Annotated in this window: 23 protein-coding genes and 2 pseudogenes; 8 read left to right on the top strand and 17 right to left on the bottom strand. The window is 45.5% G+C overall.

Features of this window, described 5'->3' with window-relative positions:
- Positions 1 to 7: 7 nt before the first annotated feature.
- The gene (locus M3212_RS17890) at positions 8 to 406 is read right to left on the bottom strand and encodes a LiaF transmembrane domain-containing protein (RefSeq protein WP_251195335.1); all 399 of its coding nucleotides are present in this window, start codon (positions 404 to 406) and stop codon (positions 8 to 10) included.
- A 268-nt stretch (positions 407 to 674) separates the two neighbouring features.
- Between M3212_RS17890 and M3212_RS17885 the strand changes: the two genes are divergently transcribed.
- A complete protein-coding gene (locus tag M3212_RS17885; RefSeq protein ID WP_251195334.1) occupies positions 675 to 1,391 on the top strand; it encodes a cytochrome c biogenesis CcdA family protein in 717 nt (238 codons plus the stop codon).
- A gap of 120 nt (positions 1,392 to 1,511) precedes the next feature.
- Here M3212_RS17885 and M3212_RS17880 read toward each other — a convergent pair whose 3' ends face one another.
- From M3212_RS17880 to M3212_RS17865, 4 genes are all read right to left on the bottom strand, one after another.
- Positions 1,512 to 2,261 carry an EcsC family protein gene (locus M3212_RS17880; RefSeq protein ID WP_251195333.1) on the bottom strand — a complete coding sequence of 250 codons (750 nt, stop codon included), beginning with the start codon at positions 2,259 to 2,261 and terminating at the stop codon, positions 1,512 to 1,514.
- 40 nt (positions 2,262 to 2,301) lie between these two features.
- On the bottom strand, positions 2,302 to 3,510 hold the full coding sequence (locus M3212_RS17875; RefSeq protein ID WP_251195332.1) for an ABC transporter permease: 1,209 nt from the start codon (positions 3,508 to 3,510) through the stop codon (positions 2,302 to 2,304).
- The gene (locus M3212_RS17870) at positions 3,507 to 4,250 is read right to left on the bottom strand and encodes an ABC transporter ATP-binding protein (protein ID WP_251195375.1); all 744 of its coding nucleotides are present in this window, start codon (positions 4,248 to 4,250) and stop codon (positions 3,507 to 3,509) included. Before M3212_RS17870 ends, M3212_RS17875 begins: the two co-directional genes overlap by 4 nt.
- 555 nt (positions 4,251 to 4,805) lie before the next feature.
- Positions 4,806 to 5,330, bottom strand: coding sequence for a PCYCGC domain-containing protein (locus tag M3212_RS17865; RefSeq protein ID WP_251195331.1), 525 nt, complete (start codon positions 5,328 to 5,330; stop codon positions 4,806 to 4,808).
- A 164-nt stretch (positions 5,331 to 5,494) separates the two neighbouring features.
- On the opposite strand from M3212_RS17865, the gene M3212_RS17860 reads away from it, so the two are divergent.
- Complete coding sequence (locus tag M3212_RS17860; RefSeq protein ID WP_251195330.1) at positions 5,495 to 5,920, top strand: HIT family protein; 426 nt, start codon at positions 5,495 to 5,497, stop codon at positions 5,918 to 5,920.
- Positions 5,921 to 6,187: 267 nt separating this feature from the next.
- Complete coding sequence (serC, locus tag M3212_RS17855) at positions 6,188 to 7,264, top strand: 3-phosphoserine/phosphohydroxythreonine transaminase (RefSeq protein ID WP_251195329.1); 1,077 nt, start codon at positions 6,188 to 6,190, stop codon at positions 7,262 to 7,264.
- Positions 7,265 to 7,320: 56 nt separating this feature from the next.
- On the opposite strand, the gene M3212_RS17850 is transcribed toward serC, so the two are convergent.
- Complete coding sequence (locus tag M3212_RS17850) at positions 7,321 to 7,509, bottom strand: hypothetical protein (protein WP_251195328.1); 189 nt, start codon at positions 7,507 to 7,509, stop codon at positions 7,321 to 7,323.
- 295 nt (positions 7,510 to 7,804) lie between these two features.
- On the opposite strand from M3212_RS17850, the gene M3212_RS17845 reads away from it, so the two are divergent.
- Both M3212_RS17845 and M3212_RS17840 read left to right on the top strand, forming a co-directional pair.
- On the top strand, positions 7,805 to 8,362 hold the full coding sequence (locus tag M3212_RS17845) for an HTH-type transcriptional regulator Hpr (protein ID WP_251195327.1): 558 nt from the start codon (positions 7,805 to 7,807) through the stop codon (positions 8,360 to 8,362).
- A 174-nt stretch (positions 8,363 to 8,536) separates the two neighbouring features.
- Positions 8,537 to 9,079, top strand: a complete 543-nt coding sequence (locus tag M3212_RS17840) for a DUF3267 domain-containing protein (protein WP_251195326.1) — start codon at positions 8,537 to 8,539, stop codon at positions 9,077 to 9,079.
- Positions 9,080 to 9,129: 50 nt separating this feature from the next.
- On the opposite strand, the gene M3212_RS17835 is transcribed toward M3212_RS17840, so the two are convergent.
- Positions 9,130 to 9,729: a YpmS family protein gene (locus M3212_RS17835; protein ID WP_251195325.1), complete on the bottom strand. Its 600-nt coding sequence runs from the start codon at positions 9,727 to 9,729 to the stop codon at positions 9,130 to 9,132.
- 150 nt (positions 9,730 to 9,879) lie between these two features.
- Here M3212_RS17835 and M3212_RS17830 point away from each other — a divergent pair, with 150 nt between their 5' ends.
- Positions 9,880 to 10,059, top strand: coding sequence for a hypothetical protein (locus M3212_RS17830; RefSeq protein WP_251195324.1), 180 nt, complete (start codon positions 9,880 to 9,882; stop codon positions 10,057 to 10,059).
- A 209-nt stretch (positions 10,060 to 10,268) separates the two neighbouring features.
- Here the strand turns inward: M3212_RS17830 and M3212_RS17825 are convergent, their stop codons facing one another.
- Together M3212_RS17825 and M3212_RS17820 are read right to left on the bottom strand one after the other, a co-directional pair.
- On the bottom strand, positions 10,269 to 10,355 hold the full coding sequence (locus M3212_RS17825; protein WP_251195374.1) for a YjcZ family sporulation protein: 87 nt from the start codon (positions 10,353 to 10,355) through the stop codon (positions 10,269 to 10,271).
- Positions 10,356 to 10,423: 68 nt separating this feature from the next.
- Positions 10,424 to 10,507 carry a YjcZ family sporulation protein gene (locus M3212_RS17820; protein WP_251195373.1) on the bottom strand — a complete coding sequence of 28 codons (84 nt, stop codon included), beginning with the start codon at positions 10,505 to 10,507 and terminating at the stop codon, positions 10,424 to 10,426.
- Between the two features lie 189 nt (positions 10,508 to 10,696).
- Between M3212_RS17820 and M3212_RS17815 the strand changes: the two genes are divergently transcribed.
- Positions 10,697 to 11,608 carry a peptidylprolyl isomerase gene (locus M3212_RS17815; RefSeq protein ID WP_251195323.1) on the top strand — a complete coding sequence of 304 codons (912 nt, stop codon included), beginning with the start codon at positions 10,697 to 10,699 and terminating at the stop codon, positions 11,606 to 11,608.
- A 275-nt stretch (positions 11,609 to 11,883) separates the two neighbouring features.
- Here the strand turns inward: M3212_RS17815 and M3212_RS17810 are convergent, their stop codons facing one another.
- The 8 genes and pseudogenes from M3212_RS17810 to M3212_RS17775 form a co-directional block, all read right to left on the bottom strand.
- Entirely contained in the window at positions 11,884 to 12,189 is a 306-nt protein-coding gene (locus tag M3212_RS17810) for a sporulation YhaL family protein (RefSeq protein WP_251195322.1), read from the bottom strand.
- Between the two features lie 67 nt (positions 12,190 to 12,256).
- Positions 12,257 to 13,216, bottom strand: coding sequence for a 3'-5' exoribonuclease YhaM (yhaM, locus tag M3212_RS17805; protein ID WP_251195372.1), 960 nt, complete (start codon positions 13,214 to 13,216; stop codon positions 12,257 to 12,259).
- A 173-nt stretch (positions 13,217 to 13,389) separates the two neighbouring features.
- On the bottom strand, positions 13,390 to 14,778 hold the full coding sequence (locus M3212_RS17800) for a sensor histidine kinase (protein WP_251195321.1): 1,389 nt from the start codon (positions 14,776 to 14,778) through the stop codon (positions 13,390 to 13,392).
- Complete coding sequence (locus M3212_RS17795) at positions 14,775 to 15,458, bottom strand: response regulator transcription factor (protein WP_251195320.1); 684 nt, start codon at positions 15,456 to 15,458, stop codon at positions 14,775 to 14,777. Before M3212_RS17795 ends, M3212_RS17800 begins: the two co-directional genes overlap by 4 nt.
- A gap of 447 nt (positions 15,459 to 15,905) precedes the next feature.
- A complete protein-coding gene (locus M3212_RS17790) occupies positions 15,906 to 16,277 on the bottom strand; it encodes a hypothetical protein (RefSeq protein WP_251195319.1) in 372 nt (123 codons plus the stop codon).
- Positions 16,278 to 16,426: 149 nt separating this feature from the next.
- Positions 16,427 to 17,188: a membrane protein insertase YidC gene (gene yidC, locus M3212_RS17785; protein WP_251195318.1), complete on the bottom strand. Its 762-nt coding sequence runs from the start codon at positions 17,186 to 17,188 to the stop codon at positions 16,427 to 16,429.
- Between the two features lie 30 nt (positions 17,189 to 17,218).
- Entirely contained in the window at positions 17,219 to 17,488 is a 270-nt protein-coding gene (locus tag M3212_RS17780) for a hypothetical protein (RefSeq protein WP_251195317.1), read from the bottom strand.
- A gap of 171 nt (positions 17,489 to 17,659) precedes the next feature.
- Positions 17,660 to 18,998 (bottom strand): annotated as a pseudogene (locus M3212_RS17775) (ISLre2 family transposase).
- Positions 18,999 to 19,179: 181 nt separating this feature from the next.
- Between M3212_RS17775 and M3212_RS17770 the strand changes: the two are divergent.
- Positions 19,180 to 19,995, top strand: a pseudogene (locus M3212_RS17770) (AAA family ATPase); the annotation flags it as partial.
- Positions 19,996 to 20,124 lie beyond the last annotated feature (129 nt).

The raw sequence follows: 20,124 nt of genomic DNA, 5'->3' as shown, positions 1-20,124 counted from the left end.
AATTTGTTTATTTATGCTCGTTTAATAATTTTTCAAATTCCTTGTCAATCACATCATAGGTCGTTTTCACCGGAGCCAGATCTTCCTCTTCCTCTATCGTTTCTTCAGCTTGATCCTTCGGCTTCAGAAGTCGGTAGCCGAAATACACGAGAATCACTCCAATCGCGAGTGACACTACACCACCGATTCCTCCAAGGGCGATCAGTGCGCCGACAATCAGCAGAAGAACGCTTGAAAAAGACCATTTCCCCTGCTCCTGCCACTTTGAATATCCCCAGTAAAGGAGCCATGCGCCAATCGCAAGGCCGATAATCCCGCCAATATGAACCCCGATCATACTAAACAAAATACTGGCCCCGATTAGCATAAGCAGAATTCCACCAAACATTTTGCCTGGATGCTTCATTATGTTTCCCTCCTTTAATTGAACTATCTTCAGTTTAGGAGAAAGCACGATCATTTACGCCGCTCTTGAGCCGGTTTTTCTCTCCGCCTCCAGACCGATCTTTCTCTCAGCCTTATGTCCTTTCCGTGAACGTTGACCTTCCCTGCTTTTGCCGCTGCATGATTTTCGTTATAATAGAAACAGCTTTAAAAATTGGATTCATACATATTCAGTTTGCTTGAATAGATTGTAGTATTGTCCGATTTCAGATTTGTTTGGAGGTGTCATCTTGGCTGAAGTAACGATATGGCTTTCCTTCTTCGCCGGTATTGTTTCGTTTTTATCACCTTGTATTTTCCCGTTAGTGCCCGCCTATCTGGCCCAGCTGACCGGAACGACGATTGCCGATAATCAGGTTGCCGCAAGCCGGAAGCTGATTATTTCGCGCAGCATCGGTTTTATTATCGGTTTTACGTCGATTTTCTTACTGCTCGGACTTTCCTCGACATTTATCGGTCAGGCATTTTGGAGCAACCGTCAGCTGCTGGAGCAGATCGGCGGAATTATTATCACTGTTTTCGGTCTGCAAATGATGGGGGTTATTTCCATTCGGATGCTGATGAGTGAAAAACGCATTAAGGCGAAACCAAAAAGAACAACGAGCTTTGCCAATTCCGTTCTGCTCGGCTTTCTTTTCGGGACGGGCTGGTCGCCCTGTATCGGACTCGTTCTGACGTCGATTCTTCTTCTTGCTGGAAACGCCGAAACAATGTGGACGGGGGTCTCAATGCTCTTCTTATATTCGATGGGACTCGGCGTTCCGTTTCTCGCCGTCGCTTTGCTCTGGTCACGCTCTCTTAATAAGATACGCCGGCTTAATAAGTGGTTGCCGACGATTCAAAAAGCGAGTGGAGGGATTATGGTGGCGCTCGGTATTCTGTTATTTACCGGGCAGTTCAGCGTCATTTCCGCTTATCTTGCCCGCTTCGTTCCCGGGTATTTTTAACAAAAGTTGTCCCGCAAGGTGAGGCTTGACCTTAGCGGGACAATTAGACAGCAAGGGGCTGGGCAAAAGGTTGTTAATCCTTTGCCCAGCCCCTTACTCTTTTGACTATTCAACAAACTACTACACCTCTCTGCCATCTCCTTCTCCACCGTTAAACCAGCGGCTTCTGTAGCCGTTTTTCGCCGTTTCACTAAGAAGATCAAGAAAGTGATAGTTGGCCGCTGCGCCAACGACTGCGCCAAAGCCAGGAATCAGCTGCAGCATCTTAACAAGGTCAATAAAGTCACGGTAATCGAGCTGAAATTCCTTCCAATCAACAGCCTCGAGATAATCCTTCCTCCTTGGAAGCGAAAGACGCTCCTCTTCCCAATCTTCCAGGCGTTTTAGAAGGTCCGGCCGCTTCTCCTCACGGGCGAAGGCCAACTGAAACAGCAGGAGAACAAATAAGCGCTCACGGTAGTCCTTCACGTCGTACCCATAGGCGGAAGCGGCATCGAACAAAAACTTCATTTTAATGCTTAACAGCAATGGAAAATCAACTGCCCCAAGAAGCAATCCTCCTGCTCCGGTACCTGCTCCCTCAAGCGCAGCTGTATTTCGGTATTTCTTCGTCAACTCTGCCAACAGTTCTTCTCGCTCTTTTAACGTCAGTCCTTCTTCCGGTTGCTTCGCAGCCGTATACTCGGACCCGATCAATGTCGCATGAACCATATTTTTAATACTGGTCGTCACAACCGTATGGACCTTTTCCGGAATGAGATGATTCATCTTCGCCTGCAAGCTCTTCGTATAGCGACCGGCAATCGATGGTCGCTTTAGCAGCTTGCGCTTCCAGCGGTCGTATTCTTCACGTGCTTGATCTTCATACATCACAGTCAGCTCCTTCCATTCTCACTTTCCCCAGCGGCATTTATTTTTTGCGCTGATGAATAAACGTCCGGCTGCCAAGATACGTGTAAAGCCCGCCGGCGCCCAAGGCGGCCAATGCGATCGGCACGGTGGAAATGATCAGCAGCAGTCCGGTCAGACATGCCGTCATACACGCTAGCAGGCGGAAAGCGAGCTGGGAAATCGCTTGTGCTTTCTGCCCGCTCTCAACCGGATACAACTCGGTCCACATCGTTGTATCATAATGATACCAAATGGTTGAAAGCTGCTTCGTAATCAAGTGCATAAACAGGACAAGAACGAGAATCTCGATCCAGCCTGTCGGCAGGACGATGAGCACCCCGGCACAAATCAGCAAAAGACGCAAATAGATGCCGGCATAATCATTTGCCCGCAAAAAAGAACGGACGAATAAATAATGGTAGACGGACGCTTTACTATCCATTAATATGCCAATCAGCCAATTGAAAGCCCGCCTTTCCTTTACTTTGTTCCGTAGCTGCGGCACATCGGTAAACGCATTGGCGATCCGGTAAAAGAAAAGCAGCATTCTGTCCTCGACTTCAATTAAATGTGGCCATTTTAACGACAGCCGCCCGGCCAGCCTGCGATAATAAAAAACATAAAGCACGAGCATCAGGACTAGGATGGCGAGAAGAAACAGCCAATTCGCTCCGGCAAACAGCAAATATGTAAAGACGAGATTAATGAGACCCCGCAGCAAAAAGTGGTTTCTTCTGTCTGATTCGCTTTGGAAGCGCTGCTCCTCCCAGCTTGCCAGGACATTCCAGCCTTTGGCGGCAAGCAACCAGACAAAAATCAAAAATAAACTTCCAGCGCCTTCCAGCCTCGCCTGATAAAGCGGAGCAAAAACGATCAGCACAAGCAGAATCACTCCGCTTTGCAAAGCGAATGAGTACCACTTTGATGCTTTAAAATAGCTGCCCAGCTCCGATTCATAAGGGAGAAGAAAGACAACATCGGCCGGCTTGACAAAGGTGCGGATCTGTCCCCTCGTTAAGAAGTGGGCAAAGACGGCGACAAAGACCCAAATAACCGGGAAAGAAGCCGGAAGCCAGTCAATGAAGACACTGTAATAATAGCTGCCGATAATAATTAAGACGTAAACGGTAAAAAGAAATCCGCTGTTTCCGATCAGCCGCAAATAACGAATCGCTTCGTTCCAATAGGCTCCCAGTCGCTCGCGCCAAATCGTCATTCCATCCTTCATAGCGCTTCTTCCTTCGTCATTTCAATATAAATATCATCAAGTGTCGCCCGCGGCTGCCCAAGCTGCGCTCTCATCTCCGCCAAGGTACCTGACATCACGACCCGGCCATGGTGCAAAATAATGAAGCGATCACAATAGCGCTCGGCTGTCGAAAGAATATGAGTCGACATCAGCACAGCGGCGCCACGCTTCTTCATCTCCTCAAGCAGGCTGAGAAATGACTGAATACCAAGCGGGTCCAGGCCGACAATCGGCTCATCAACGATATAGACAGGTGGCTCGATTAAAAAAGCGCTCATAATCATCACCTTTTGCCGCATCCCCTTTGAAAAATGACTCGGGTACCACTGCTTCATTTTTTCCATTTTAAATTCAGCCAGCAGGTGCCCGGCCCGCTCGACGAACAAGGACTCTTCCAGCCCGTAAGCGAGCGCGGTCAGTTCAAGATGCTCCCACAATGTCAGCTCATCGTATAATATTGGAGTTTCCGGTATATAAGCGTAGGAACGACGATACTGATTAACATTATCCTCGAACCGGATGTCCTCCACCTTCACTTCACCCTTTTGCGGCTGAAGCAGTCCGAGAATATGCTTAATCGTTGTACTTTTCCCGGCCCCATTTAAGCCGATTAGTCCAACGATTTCCTGATGGTTCACTTCAAACGTCACATCATGAAGCACGGGCTTTCGTTGGTGATATCCCCCTGTCAGCCCTTCAATTTTAATCCCAGTTGCCACCATTACCACTCTCCTTCAAAGCTTATCTTACCAAATTACTGTCAGCCGCGACCAGTGGGTCCTGCACAGCATAGAAAAAAAGGGAGAAACCACCTTTTTTGCGAAGCCTCTGAATGATGGTAAAACCCTCTACCGAAGGGCGCTTCGCTACCAGCCCCACACAGATAAAGAGACTACTGCCCTATGGTTCACTTAACACGGCTTTGCTTCTGTCACTCGGCGCTGTTCTCTCTTATAGTGCTATCAATCTGCAATAAGTTTGATTAGAGCCCCGGATAAAAAGGAGGCCACTGAAAAACTTCCTTTTTCGTAACTCGAAGAAGAGTTATGGCTGCACGCGTTACGCGCCTAGCTCATTACTAAAAAGCTGCTGAAAAAGTGAAAATCATACTTTTTCAGCAGCTTCGATAAAAGGTCTGTTTCCCCTTTTGTCCAAGGCTTAAAGCGGCAAACGAAGTGTGCCTGACCGAAACAGTGAGCCTCCGTTATTTTATGCAAAGCGGACTCGCTTTATCTTTTTCAATGTATACCGGCTCTCCTAAAACGCTTCTCCTATTATGATGCTGCCGCTCCAGGCTGAGGCGTAGGAGTCGGTTTGGCAAAGCCTTCCTCGTAGCGCTCATCAACAAATTGACGTATCTCACTGATTGACACCCCACGATCATGCAATTCGATTGAAAGATGAGCAATTTCCAGGCAGACTCCGCATTTCGCGCCGTGATCGTCCCAAACAAGGCCTCCATCAGCCTGATGCTCATAAATAAAGCAATCATAGCTGCTGCGATGACCGGCTGACTCTCCGCAGCCACAGTAGCAAGGCATTTGTTCCAAAACGCTCTGATAAGAGGGAACAAGTGCGTAGATCTCGCCAATCGGTTCTGCATAATGAGTAAGAAATTCAGGCATACTATCAGGTGAAGCAGTTGCTTCCCGCACATCACCAAGTTCATTTGTATGTGAATGATGGCTCTCTTCTGTGCCTTGACAGCCGCTGAATAAGAACAGCATAACAGCCGCAAGAACAAACCGGGCTTTCTTCATGTCGTCATCACCTCCGGCTAATACGTCGACCGTTTTCATTATAGCATTCTTCCAAACTGGTCAAATAAGACGAAATTGTGAAAAAAGACCGGGCCTCCTTGTCTTTTCCAACAAAAAAAGTACGATTCTTATTTCTCAACTTGCCACAATTGTCGACCTTCGTTATAGTGGTTAAAAACATGTTCTAGAAAGGATGACGGAAGATGTCTGAAGCAAACTGTATTTTCTGCAAAATTGTGAAAGGCGACATTCCAGCGGCAAAAGTATACGAAGACGAACATGTGCTGGCCTTCCTCGATATTAGCCAGGTAACCGAGGGCCACACGCTTGTCATTCCAAAAAATCATCACCAAGATTTATTTGAGCTTCCAGCAGAACAAGCTAGCCGGCTGTTTTCGGTTATTCCAACGATTGCGAACGGGCAGAAAGCTGCATTTCAACCGAAGGGGTTGAATATGGTAAATAATAATGGTAAGGATGCTGGTCAAACTGTCTTTCACTACCATGTCCACTTAATTCCGCGTTATGGGCAGGGTGACGGCTTTGGCGCTGTCTGGAAAGACAACAGCTCCCAGTACAGCGGTGACAAGCTGCATGATCTGGCAAAAGCCATTTCCAGTTATTTATAAGGCCCAGGATTATTTTCATTATATAATGATGACTCCGTCGTTAAATCTAACAAGATGAGGCATCATCATGACTGAAGAACCAGTGGTTTCGTCCGGTGTTCGAACTAAAAAAAGGGGAGCTATCCACCTTTTGAAAGCATACCCTTTTTTTAACTCTTGAACATTCTGAAAATACATAAAAAACTAAGCATTTTTTAGCGAAACTATGGTACGATAATCATAATCTAACACCTATTAATGTGGTGAAGAGTTAAAGGAGTGGAGAAAATGCAGGAAGTTTTTAACTTTAATGCCGGTCCATCAGCTTTGCCAAAAAGCGTCTTAGAGAAAGCGCAGGCTGAATTAACGAATTTTAACGGCACTGGCATGTCCGTGATGGAATTAAGTCACCGCAGCAAGGATTTTGAAGCTGTTCATGAAGAAGCAATTGCCTTACTGAAGGAACTGCTTGCGATTCCTGATTCATATAAGGTTCTGTTTTTACAAGGCGGCGCCAGCCTCCAATTCGCGATGGTTCCGCTGCAATTTTTAAAGCCCGGGAAGATTGGAAACTACCTGTTAACAGGCTCGTGGTCAGAGAAAGCACTGAAAGAAGGGAAACTTCTTGGCGACACTGCGGTCGGTGCTTCGACGAAGGAGACACAGTACCGCTCTATTCCGGCACTTGATGCTATCACATACAATGAGAATGACGCCTATGTTCACCTCACTTCGAATAATACGATTTTCGGAACACAATGGAAAGAATTCCCGACTGTGACGCATGCTCCTTTAATTGCTGACATGTCGAGTGATATTCTTTCACGGAAAATTGAGATTGAAAAATTCGGCATGATCTATGCCGGTGCTCAGAAGAATCTCGGTCCAGCCGGTGTGACGATCGTTATCATCCGTGAAGACCTTCTTGAGGAAGAGGTTGACCATGTGCCGACTCTTTTACGTTACCGGACACATAGCGAGGCGAACTCTCTTTATCATACACCGCCGACATTCTCGATTTATATGCTGAATCAAGTGCTGCAATGGGTCAAAGACCAGGGTGGAATTGAAGCGATTGAACGAAGAAATGAAGAAAAAGCGAAGCTGATTTATGACGCGATTGATGAAAGTGACGGATTTTATCGCGGTCATGCTGAAAAAGATTCACGCTCGCTGATGAACATTACGTTCAACCTGCCGAGCGAAGAAGAAAATAAACGCTTCCTTGCCAAGGCGAAGGAACTCGGCTTTGTCGGTCTTAATGGGCATCGTTCCGTCGGCGGTTGCCGCGCTTCGACCTATAACGCTGTTCCGCTGGAAGCATGTGTAGCGCTGAGTGACTATATGAAGAGCTATCGCCGTTAAAGGCGAGCCGATATTGTACAATAATAAAAGCCGGTTCCTTCCTCCTTTTCTCGTTCTTATGGAAGAACGAGCCAGGTAGCGCTTGAGCCGCTCAGCACCGCAAGAAACAACAGGATGAAAAAGGTCTTTTTAAATTGCGACCTCTCTTCCTGTTTCACTTTCCGAAGGAGACGGTAAGACACATAGATAAAGCCGTATATGGAAAGTAAAAAAACTGAAATCAATAACAAAATAAATGCTTCCATAAAATCCCTCCTTGCCTATTAGATATATGGAGGAAGGTAAGGAAAAATGACTCGTTTTTCGCTCTAAAACAAATGAACAAGAATGAAAAGCCCGAATGAATGAAAGCATTTCCGGCAGATGTCTGAAAAAAGGGTTTCCTTGAAAGACATCTCCGGTTTTCCCTTTTTTCATTGCGTAACGAATAAGTTATCACTGCTCATTTCTTGGATCGGAATAGTGATAAACTATTCATGAATAGTTTCTCTGACTCGGACAGATTGATGGGATAATCAACTTTAAGATGGGGGGAGAAAGATGGATCACCAAATACCTTGCTCCTTAAAACAATCTGTTATTTTCAGCCATAAGGTAGCGCAGCTAAGTAAAGCATTGTGGAAATCAGTAGAGAAGGACTGGCAAACGTGGATTAAACCATTCGACCTTAATATTAATGAGCATCATATCTTATGGATCGCGTATCATCTGGATGGAGCCTCTATCTCAGATATTGCGAAATTTGGTGTTATGCATGTCTCGACCGCCTTCAATTTCTCGAAAAAACTGGAAGAAAGAGGATTGCTCATTTTTTCGAAAAAGGAAAACGATAAACGTAACACCTATGTCTGCTTGACGCAGGAAGGTCAGGATTTATTTTTGCAAACTCTCGAAGCCTATGAGCCTACTACTTACGGCGTATACGAGGGAGCCTTGCCAATTCGTAATCTTTACGGTAAATTCCCTGAATTCTCAGAATTGATCAGTATCGTCCGCCATATTTACGGCCCTGATTTTGTCGAAATTTTTGAAGAAACATTGCATAAATTTGATGAAGAATTTACCGAAGAGGAAGGCAAGCTCGTGAAAAAAAGATAGAAAGCCGCCTGATTTGGGAGCTGTTTCAAAAAGGGAAGAACACCCGATTTGAGGCGGCTTTTTTTCATGAAAGCGGTTTTTATTGTCGAAATCCTTTTATTTTTCATCAGCCCCTTGATTTTTTTGCAAAACAGGCGTAAATTAAGCAATTAGATTGAGGAGGTGGCACCCATTATGAATTGCTGGAAAACCATACGCATTACACAGGATTACGGAGCGTCACGCCTCGTGTTCTATTCAGTATGTACGATGCTTTTTTCTTTTCTGCTGTACTATTTAGCGGTGAGTTCCTTTGTCGGAGCCTCACAATTAACCAATATAAGTCTTTTCCTGTTTCTTCTCAGCATTCCCGTGCTCGTTCTCGTTCACAAAGTGCTTCATATGATCCCGATCTGGCTTTGCGGGAAAAGAGTGCTGCTTAAAGTAGAGCGGCTTTCCATCATTCCGACGCTCGCTGTTAAGATGACGAAGCCGGTGTCACGTGATTTATTTTTAATTTCTTTGTTGATGCCTCTGCTCGTGCTGACGACGGTTGGCGCCGCAGCAGCGATCGCATTTCCTGCTTATATCGCTTATATTTCGATTATGAGCTCGATCCACTTCGGACTTGCCTTTTTCGATCTCATTTATGCGTCCTATCTCATTAAAGCGCCAAAGAACAGCTATATCGAAAATCATGCAGAAGGGTTTCATATTTTAGTGAAACAGGCTGCTTAACCAAGGGTGTCGATCAAACGATTTCGTTTTGTGACACCCTTTTCTTATTGTTATGATTCGTTTGCGATCATTTCAAGCTCAATTCGGTCATTCGGCAAATCAAAGGTCACCATCCGGAATGAAAAAACTTCATTTTCGCCGACTTCGAGTTCGGTAATGCCGACCTCCACCAGCCTCTCTCCCGGATAAATATTGACCCATTCAGGGCGCTCCACCCAGGCATCAATCAGTTGAAGCACCCGCTCAACGGGCAGCTGCAACAGTCCTACAGCGACACTTCTCACTTCCAGCAGCAAGTCGCCATTCTCCGCCACAACCGGGAAAAAGTCCATCTCAACCGCCACATTCTGCCCCATGACAGGCAAAGAGGAACGGAAGTGAACCTCCTCATCCGTCAGTTCAATCAAATAAGAAACCTCGCTTTCCTGCTCCTGCAAATACTTAGCTAAATATGTATTTAAGCGGCTGCGGTCAGTTTGGATCAAAAAGCTGGCTTCTTCTGCCCCGCGCTCCTTTGGTACAAAATAATTTTCATCCGCCGCAGGAAAAAGGCGCAGGATGATGATCAAGCAGGCAACACCGAGACAAACGAGTATGCCTAACAAAGTGAAAAACGCGACCTTCCAGTTAACCTTGTCCATTTTTTTCATATTTTCCTCCTCCGGAACGAAGTCCGTATCGCCCTCTTTCCCTCTTATGACAAAATTATAAACACTCCAGATAAATTAAGCTATTTTCCTATCTTTTTCAGTCAACTTTTGATAAAGTTTAACTATCATTGTCCGTCAGGAGGCAGAGACATGGTCTTCTTTATTATTTTATTTGCGCTATTCATTCTGTTCATGATTAACTCGATGACAGATGCTCTGTGCATCAAGCGCGAGATCCCGACTGAAAAGCAGCCGAAGCTTTTCCGAACCATTAATATTCTTATTACGATTTTACTTACTTCTACATATGTTAAGATTCTGTTTACATAGGCAGGCTACAAGCATGCCCAGAAGAAGTGAAAAGCAGCCTGTCCATTGCTGAAGGCTGCGCCGGAGAGTTTCCCACTAACTGAAAACGAGCTACAGCGGCTCGATACTGTGCGAAGCCGGAGGAAAGAATAAACTGCCCTCCGGCTTCACGCTGCTTCAGAGATGCCTCAGCAGGTCTTACCAGTCCTGCTGAGGCATCTCTTTCATTATTAGAACCACCAGGAGGCCCCAATAATCACTAACAAGATAAACAAGACGACCAATAGCGCGAAGCTGTTATTGTAGCCGTGACTCATATTGTTTTTCCCTCCTTGATTTGATATGGAGCTGCTCTATTACGCAAAGGTGTTGAATCCTTGCTCATTTATAGCCAAGCAGCACCTACAATGACTAATAAGATGAACAATACGACGATCAACGCAAATCCACCTTGGTATGCGTTAGACATAGTAACACCTCCTCCTTACTTGGTTAGAATATTCTATGCACGTCATAAGGATAAGTACTGGGCCTTTTTCCCATTTACTTGACGGTGGAACTTATTTGACCTCTTTATCTCTGCTAAGGAACTATGGTATAGTTATCTAAGTGAAGAGACAGACTTTAATGTTTCGTCAGAAGTTGAGGAGTGAATGGAATGAAAAAGCATTTATTGGCCGCTGTCGGCCTCTGTTGCATAACTTTGTTAGCTGCCTGTAATGATAATGAAGCGGCAGATGACCAAACAGCTGTAGCTGTAGTGAATGGAACAGAAATTACTGAAAGTGAATTCGTCAATACATTAAAGCAGCGCTACGGTGAGGCTACACTAGAAGAAATGATTCGGCGCGATATCCTGCTGAAAGCAGGAGAAAATATTGAGTTGACAGATGAAGAAATTCAGGCAGAGCTTGATAAGTTCCGGACCAATTTGGGCGTTCAGGATGATGAAGAATTGCTCAATGTCCTGCGTTCACAATTTAACATCGAAGCAGACTCTTTGGATACTTTTACTGAGGAATACATTATCCCTCCTCTCATTTTACAGCAGCTGGCTTCAGCCGATGTGGAAGTGACGGAAGAAGCTAAGCAGGCTTATTATGAGGAAAACAGCGAGCAGTTTTCAGAGCAGGTTGAAGCAAGCCACATTTTAGTGGAAGATGAAGCAACCGCACAGGAAGTATTGGACAAGCTAGAGGCTGGCGAAGACTTTGCGGCACTTGCCGAGGAGTATTCGATTGATGGATCGGCGGCAAACGGTGGAGAACTTGGCTATTTCGGCAAAGGACGGATGGTTGCGCCTTTCGAAGAAGCGGCCTTTTCACTTGAAGTCGGGGAAATCAGTGAGCCGGTTGAGTCCGATTACGGCTTCCATATTATTAAAGTAACGGGGCAAAAGGCAAGCTATGAAGATTTCGCTGCCGACATTGAACAAATTTTGATCCAGGAGCAGTCCAAATCAACGGAAGAAGTGATGAATGAACTGCTTGAGCAATCTGACATCGATATCCGCGATCAGCAGTTTTCTGATTTATTCACTTCTGACGCAAGCGAATCAGCGGCTGAATAAAAAAAGGGGCCGGGAAAAAGGTTGTTTTTTCACCTTTTTCCCGGCCCCTTAGCAATGAGTGGAACCCCTACGATCTTTTAAAGCCATTGCCAATAGGTTCAAAGCTAGTTTTGTCTCAAGCTCTTTTTGTTTCGTAGTCAGGGGTCCGGCTCTTCGGCCTCGCTACCGGGATGGGGGGCACGCTTTCAGGAGCGGCGGCTTCCCCTCTTTTCCCTTGTTCGGATAGTCATGTAGGTGAAATACTTTTGACCCGCTCTCGTTTTTTTCATCCGTCTTTAGAGCGTGTTTTTCGCCTTGGAGACAGCTTCTTTCATATGATTTCTCCGATCCTTTTCGGCCGCCATCCGCTCAAGGTAGACCTTGCCTTCACTTTCAATCCATTCCTGCTCGTACCGTTTGTCCTCCAACGTATATTTCAGCGAGAAATAGCCACTGACGATAATTCCGATGATGACGAGATAAACCCACCAGGGACTTGAAAAAAGGATCATGCCAAGTCTTGTTTGAGTCAAGAGAAATGCGAGTACTAAAACAGCTAACAACCATAATGCCCGTCGTGTGTTTTTTTGTTTTGTTTCCATTTCCTTCCCTCCATGCAGCTTGTACTACTGTATATCTATGTACAAGCCCGGAGGTTTAGAACTAGAATTAAAGATCAAGCGGCGCTTCATGAAAGCTCGGTTTATAGAAGGTTCTGTTTTCCATTGGCATGATCCGCTCGGAAAATTCTCCCGGCTGAACCCGCTCAAGCGCGCGATCCATCATATTCATTTTCGCATCAATGTTATCAATCATATGGAGAACTTCCGCTTCACGCAGCACAGGCGCCTTTGGACTGCCCCATTCTCCTTTGCCGTGATGGCTCAGAGCGATATGCTGAAGCATTAACACTTCTTCCCCTTCAATTCCAAGCTCCTTTGCGGCTTCGGCAATTTCATTGACGATAATCGAAATATGACCAAGCAGCTTTCCCTCTAATGTATACGTCGTATCAATCGCCCCGGAAAGCTCGCGTACTTTTCCTAAATCATGGAGAATAACCCCGGCATAGAGCAAGTCGGTATCAAGGCTCGGATAAAGCGCAGCAAGGCTTTTGGCGACATTTAACATGCAGACAACGTGATAAGCAAGGCCCGAGGCAAATTCATGGTGATTTTTCGTCGCTGCCGGTGATTCGAGGAAAGCCTCCTGATGCTTTTTCAGAAGATGGCGGGTAATCCGTTGAATATTAGCATTCTTCATTTCAAAAATATATTGCGTGATTTGCTCCAGCATTTCAGCAGGAGCCATCGGAGCGGAGCGAACAAAATCAGCAACCTTCACCTGGTCGATCGCGCTCGTTGGCCGGATACTGCTAATTTTCATTTGCAGCCGGCCTCTATATTCCGTTACTTCCCCTTGGATATGTACGATGACCCTGCTTTTAAACGTCGCTTCATCTTCAGGGGAAGCGCCCCACAGCTTCGCTTCAATTTCCCCTGTATGATCACAAAGAATGAGCGTTAAAAAAGGTTTATTGTTGCTCGCAATCCCTTTTGTCGCCGATTTAATTAAATAATAGGTTTCAACGCGGTCGCCGACCTGTTGAAAACGAATCCCTTTTCCCATTAATTCATCAACCTCTCCTTCATCGCTAATCGTCTCTTTTCTATAAGTATAGCATAGAGGGATGTGCCAAAAGGTTGTTTTTCCTTTTGACACATCCCCTGATTTTGAGAAGGCTCATTCAGTTGACAGGCTCGCTCTCCCCGTCCCGGATCTTCAAGTAACAAGCGCCGCGTCTAAGCCTTCCTTTTATGCCGGCGCGCCGCCTTGCCCTGCTCAGTTTCCTGCTTCGGAATCGTCACGACAAATCTGACGCCAACATCGCTGTTTTCGACTTTCGGATAGCCATTGTGCAGCTCTGAAATCCGTTTTACAATCGCCAGCCCAAGACCAAACTTCCCTTTGTTCCCCTTATAAAATGGATTAAAAAGCTGTGGCAAGTCGCTGGCCGGGATATGCTCCCCGTTATTCTCAACGATAATTTTCGTCCGCTGTTCATCTGCTTCGGCTTTAATCCAGATCGTATCTTGCGCATAGCGCAACGCATTTTCAACGAGGTTCTCAAGCAAAACCTCCAGTTGTTCACGGTCCCCTTTGAAGCGCGTATCCGCTCCTTCAACGAGAATCTTCACATCCTCTCGCTGGACGCGGAAGCGTTCTTCAATTTGAAAGGCAAGGTCGCCAAAGACAAGATCCTCATGCTTCGGCGTTTCTTCCTTGAGTGAGTCAAGCTTCGTATAATAAAGCATATCAATCACGCGGCGCTCCATCCGGTTCGCTTCTTCAACTATGACGTCCATCGTTTTTTCCATATTTTCCTTCGGCATAATGCCATCTTTTACCGAATGAGCGTAGCTTTTAATGACCATAATCGGGGTTTTTAATTCATGAGAAGCATGCTGAATAAAAGTCTTTTGCGCGTGATCGTACAAATTTAAGTTTTGTCGCATCTTCTCAAATTGGTCGGACAGCCGTTGGAAATCTTCATCGCCCTTCCATTTCAACGGTTCCTTCCAATCCCGGTTCGCAATTTGATCCAAATGGTTTCCAAGCACGATCAGCGGCTGGCGCAAATAGTGCTTCAGCCAAATTGCCGGCAGCAGGCTGAGACCGCTTGTAATTAACAGAATATAGACGAGACGTTCCCAGAGACGGTTGACCATTTCATCGCGGTACGTGTCCCACATATACGTAATATGATAAGCCGGATTCCCGGAAATTTGCGCCTTGGCAATTACATAGAAAACCGTCGCTCCACCGTATTGGATTTCATAGCGACCGCGGCTCGCCTCCTGGTTGTACGCGTTTTGTGCCATTTCCTGTAAAACCTCTGTCGGCGGCGGCTGTCCCTCCGGAGACCGGCCAAGCGTATCATAAATAAAGAAATGTCCGACCGAGCCAGCTTCACGCCGCTCAACAAAGCCCGGCTCATCCCGCCTCGGGCTGATCAGATCAAGCAATGGATACGCATAGCGAAGCTGCTCGTTCTCAATGATGCGATACGTTTCCTCTGTTAATGTACCTTTAATTGAAATCGGATAAATAATAATAATAGAAAGACCGACGAGGACAATTAATGAAATAAACGCAAGCCAGATCCGCTGCGTTAAATTCACTTTAATCATGAAGATAGAACCCTGTAGCCGTAGCCATAGAGCGTTTCTAAATGAATGCGTGGCATTTTCTTCCTGACGCGGCGGACGACATCGTCAACGGCCCGCTCTGAGCCGAAATAGTTTTCTCCCCACACATGCTCGATAATACTTTCGCGTGAAAAAGCCTTGCCGATTTCTCCCGTAAGCAATAAAATTAAGTCCATTTCCTTTGTCGTTAAATCAACAAGCTTTTCCCCGTCTGCTTCTTCATCAATAACCGTCCGTCCAACTGGATCAATCGTATATTGATTCAACTCAATTTTTTTCTGATCTTGAGTGGATGCCCCGTAAACACGGTTTAGCAGTTTTTTCGTTCTAATAATCAGCTCCTGCGGTAGGAATGGCTTAGCTAAATAGTCATCACTGCCCATTTCCAGTCCGAGCACGCGATCCAAATCCTGATCCCGCGCGGAAATAAAGATTACCGGTGTATCGGTTTCTTCTTTAATCCCTTTTAATAGCTGATAGCCATCTGTCCCAGGAAGCATGATATCAAGGATCCAGAGATGAGGCTTGTCCGTAATCGCGTCCCGGGCCGCATCTCCGTCATTAAAGACACGAACCTCCCAGCCTTCTTTTTCTAAATAAGCTTTTAATACTTCAGACAAATTTTCCTCATCTTCCACCAAATAAACGAGATATTGCTTCATCGCTCATTCCTCCTTCTCTATACCTCATATTGTACCGTATTTTCCCGCTTGAAACGAGCTTTACACCATTTCCTAGAAAAAGTTATGCAGAAATACAACTTTTTTCATAATATCACTGCATTTTTTCTTTTCTCCTGAATTCGTTATAGCTATTATTTCCCGGGGAAGCCAAAAGGAATACGGGCTTCTTTTCTTCCTGCTGTGCGCAGTGCGGAACGCCGCCACTCTTTATGAACAAATCCTTAAAAGACGACTTTCCTTTTCTCCGAAAAAAGAGCTTGAGACAAAACTAGCTTTGGACCTACTGGCAATGGCTTCACACGCCACAAGCCCGTTGTGAGAAACCCACTCACAACGGGCTTTAAAATATCGTGGCGGTTCCGCTCATTGCTTAGAGCCTGGGAAAAAGGTAAAAAAACAACCTTTTTCCCAGCCTCTTTCATTCTGTTAAAGAATCGCCAGAGCCGTCAGGGCCGCTAATGGGAGAACGAGGCGATTCCAGCCAAAAGGGCGCGGCGGGTATGGGTAAAACGGATACGGAGAAAAGTATGGATTGTACGGATAACGCGCTCCCATCTGCTGTCTCATCATCGGCTGAACAGCCTGGTTTGCTCCATTTGGGTGCATCGCATTCATATTCATCGTTGCCAGGTCAAGGTATTGTCCGTTTTCATCAACAGGGACCATTAAATAAACATATTCATCATCAACGTGTTCAACGACTCCGTTATAGCCATGCTGACCATTGACCTCAACATGGACCGCCTGGTTGATACATTGCTGGCACTGCATTTTGATTTGTTCAAGCTGACTCGTCATTTGCTCTTCCCTCCTCTTCACTCTACCTTATTCAGCAAAGGCAAAATAGGTGAATGTCTATGGCACACTTTCCGGTTTGGGCGCAAATAACAGAAAGAGCCCGGGAAAAGGATAATCTCAACCCTTTTCCCAGGCTCTGCTGTCTCACTTTATGAGTTGCTTACTTCCGCCCGCTTCTGCTCAAATCTTGTCACGGTAAAATATGTTTGAATAATCATGAAGATGTTGCCCACTACCCAATAAAGCGATAAGGCCGAGGGAAGTGTAATACCGGCGACGATAATCATGACAGGCATAATATACATCATCACTTTCATCTGATCCTGCAGCCCTGTAGCGGTCATTTTCACTTGCAAAAATGTCGTAAAGCCGGCAATGAGCGGCAGCAAGTAAAAAGGATCAGGCTGTCCTAAGTCAAACCATAGAAACGTATGGAGCACAATTTGCTCCGTCCGCATAATTGCAAAGTAAAACGCCATCAGAACCGGCATTTGAATAAAGAGCGGCAGACAGCCGGCAAGCGGATTGACGCCATGTGTCTGGTAGAGACCCATCAGTTCCTTTTGCATCTCCTGCTGCTTCTTTGGATCTTTATCACCGGCTTTGAACTTTTTCTGCAAGGCTTCCATTTCCGGACGCAACGCCTGCATCGCCCGCGCGCTCTTCTGTTGTTTCAATACGAGCGGCAGCAATAACAGCCGAATCGCAATCGTGACAACGATAATTGAGAAGCCATAGCTGCCATCAAACAGCTCCGCGACTTGAATCAATAACCACGACATCGGGAAGACAAAGAAGTGATTCCAAAATCCTTCCGTCTCCATCGTAATCGGAGCCTGGTTCGCCGCTCCACACGCACTTAAAAGGGCGACCAGCCCAATCATCATCACTAGCAGTAATCGTTTTTTCATTCATAATCCTCCTTGTTGTTTTCACTAATGTCAGCAAACAACAAGGGAAGGATCTTCCTCATCTGATTTATGGTGATCGGCCCGGTTCGGAATCTTCGGCCGATAGCTGCTTCGTTGGGAAGGGATAAGGAGCATCCCTGGAGGCTGACCGCCTTCCAGCTTCAGCCATTGTCTCCGTGAACTCATCCGGAGCTCCCATTCCATCAGTACGATATTCGCTTTTGCAAAAGCTGTGACGAGCCATACTGTTAGAATGACACTGTACCAAAGCATCATCATCTCCGAAATCACTTCCAGCATCCTTACCCACCTCCTCTTTCATTCATTAGTTTACCATACAAACAGCCTGCCACCAAATGGAGGCTCTCTTTGGATTGTGTCAACCTTTTGTGGGAGGAATATTTTCCATTCTCATAGGTGTAAGCGAATTCAGAATGTTAGGGTTCTCCTCTGTTAAGAATCTTAGGGCTTTTAAAAGCCTTTCAAGTCTTTCAGTGCTCGGTAAACTGGAATATTCGCTCTTTGTTTGAGATACATGATGTTATTTCGTGTCGCTTCGCCAATTGTACTCTCGACCTTCTCCACAAAGTACTTGGGAGGACGTTCTTCCTTTGGCTCTGTCCATTTTTCAACGCGTCCCATTAGTGTTTTGAGAGGGAGTTTATCCATTAACGCAACCATCGCTGTCATCATGGCACTAGCGCCTTTTTCAACCCAACTTCGTCCATTCTTCAAACGTTTCGCAAAAACACTCATGGTTCCCTCAGCACTTCCCATTGGGCGGAACCCTGTCGGATCAATCCCCTGATCTTTCAGCCATTGTCTGTAATCTCCCAATGCTTCGGGGTACTGTTCAAGCTGATGAATCAACGCCTCTAAACGCTCTTCTTTCGCTTCTGTCTCAAGCGTTCCCACTGCACTGTTGAGCTCTGTTATAAGTGTTTCTCCATCGTACTTTGCGAGGGCTTTCTGCTGGCTCGATAACGCCTGTGATCTCGAAACAGTCTCCTGATATCACGTGCCACATGGAAACGATCAATCGTGAAGAAGGCTCGTCCTTGAAAATAGTCTCGACAAGCGGTAATCCAAGTCGCTCCATCCCCGTTAATGACAAGTCGATGCACCGCTGGATCATAGTCAAACGCCTCCATGAGAAACGTCTCAAGCCCCTCCCAAAACGGTTCTTTCCCCCGATGAACATAATGTCGCTTCTCCTTTAAACTCACCCTTTTTCCGTTGACCTCCCAGCCTTGATGAACCGCTGCGATTTTCTCTTCTTTCCCTTTGATTCGTTTCTCTTGTCGCTTTAGATACAGTCCATCCACCTCGATAAACAATACTGGATGTGTGATAGGCTGACGGTCTTTCTGCGTCGCTTCTACTTCTAACAGATGTTGGCGAATGGCTTCATGACTAATGACACGATAACCAAGAAGAGTCTCAAGCGTGTTCGATGCCTTTCGGTAGGAAGGACTTGTCACAGCGAGCTCAATCGCGGCTTCTTCTACCAAAGGGCTAAACCTTTTATCCCCTCAAATTGCAGGTACTGGTCAAGGAGATAAACATATTTGCCTGTTTCACGATCTCGATAGTAGGAACGCTTCAGCTCAATCTCACCAAATAAACTGTCTATTTTTAGAGGCCGTTTATCTTTATAATGGAAGCGTTGCTTATCACGTTGTTGCATAATTTCTTCGTCATATTCCTCTAGTATGCAGGTCATCACACTTGAGAAGGTTTCCTGTAACTTCCTCCAAACTAGCTGTTCAAGTTCTTTTAAAGTTGGGTATTCTGTGTTATTCTTTTGCATAGGGTTTCTCCTTTGAATCGGTTTTTTGTCGACTATGATTCTACCAAGGAGAGACCCTTTTTTTCATGCATTTTGCTTAAACCCTACCGCGCTTTCGCTTGGTGGCCTGATCAACCAGGTAATGAACTTCCATTACCTGGTTGATCAGGTTAATTCTTCTCCCACAAACATTTTACTCATACAACGTATTCAACAATTGATTGCTGAATTACAACAACGTAAAAATGTGATTTTATTTATCGATGAAATTCACTTATTAGTTGGAGCTGGTTCTGCAGAAGGTTCGATGGATGCAGGGAACATCTTGAAGCCTGCGCTTGCACGCGGTGAACTTCAAGTCGTTGGGGCGACAACGTTAAAAGAGTATCGCTCAATTGAAAAAGATGCAGCGCTTGAGCGTCGCTTCCAACCAGTAACAGTTCATGAGCCTACTGTTGATAAAGCAATGGAAATCTTAAAAGGTATTCAAAGCAAATACGAAAATTTCCATAATGTTCGCTATACAGATGAGGCGATTAAAGCGTGTGTAACGTTATCACATCGCTACATCCAAGATCGTTTCTTACCAGATAAAGCGATTGATCTACTCGATGAAGCTGGTTCAAAAATGAATCTACAAGCAGGTGTGACAAGTCATGATGAGATTGAGAAACGCTTAGCTGCTATCTCTGCCGAAAAAGATAAAGCATTAAAAGAAGAAAACTATGAAGTCGCGGCTAAACTCCGGGATGAAGAAGCAACGCTTGAAAAACGTCTACAAAATAAAGAAGACGAAAAAGCTGTCGTTGATGTGGAGCACATTCAAAGCATTATCGAAAAGAAAACAGGCATCCCTGTTGGAAAGCTTCAAGCTGATGATTCAGCGAAAATGAAAAACCTTGCTGACAATTTAGCAGGGAAAGTAATTGGTCAAGATGAAGCTGTCAAAAAAGTAGCAAAAGCAATCCGTCGCTCTCGTGCTGGTCTTAAGGCAAAGCATCGCCCAATTGGTTCCTTCTTTGTTTTTGACACCCTTAAATTACCGAAAGTTGACGGTATTGCCTGTCCAGAATTAGTCGATTATAATGTCCGTATATAATTCGAAACATTTCGACATTTTTAATTCTGAGGAAAGGAAAAAGACATC

The sequence above is a fragment of the Halalkalibacter oceani genome (assembly GCF_023715705.1).
GTDB classification, from domain to species: Bacteria; Bacillota; Bacilli; order Bacillales; family Bacillaceae_D; genus Halalkalibacter; species Halalkalibacter oceani_A.
The sequence above is the reverse complement of the archived record's forward strand: the minus strand, read 5'-3'. Positions and strand labels throughout refer to the sequence as shown.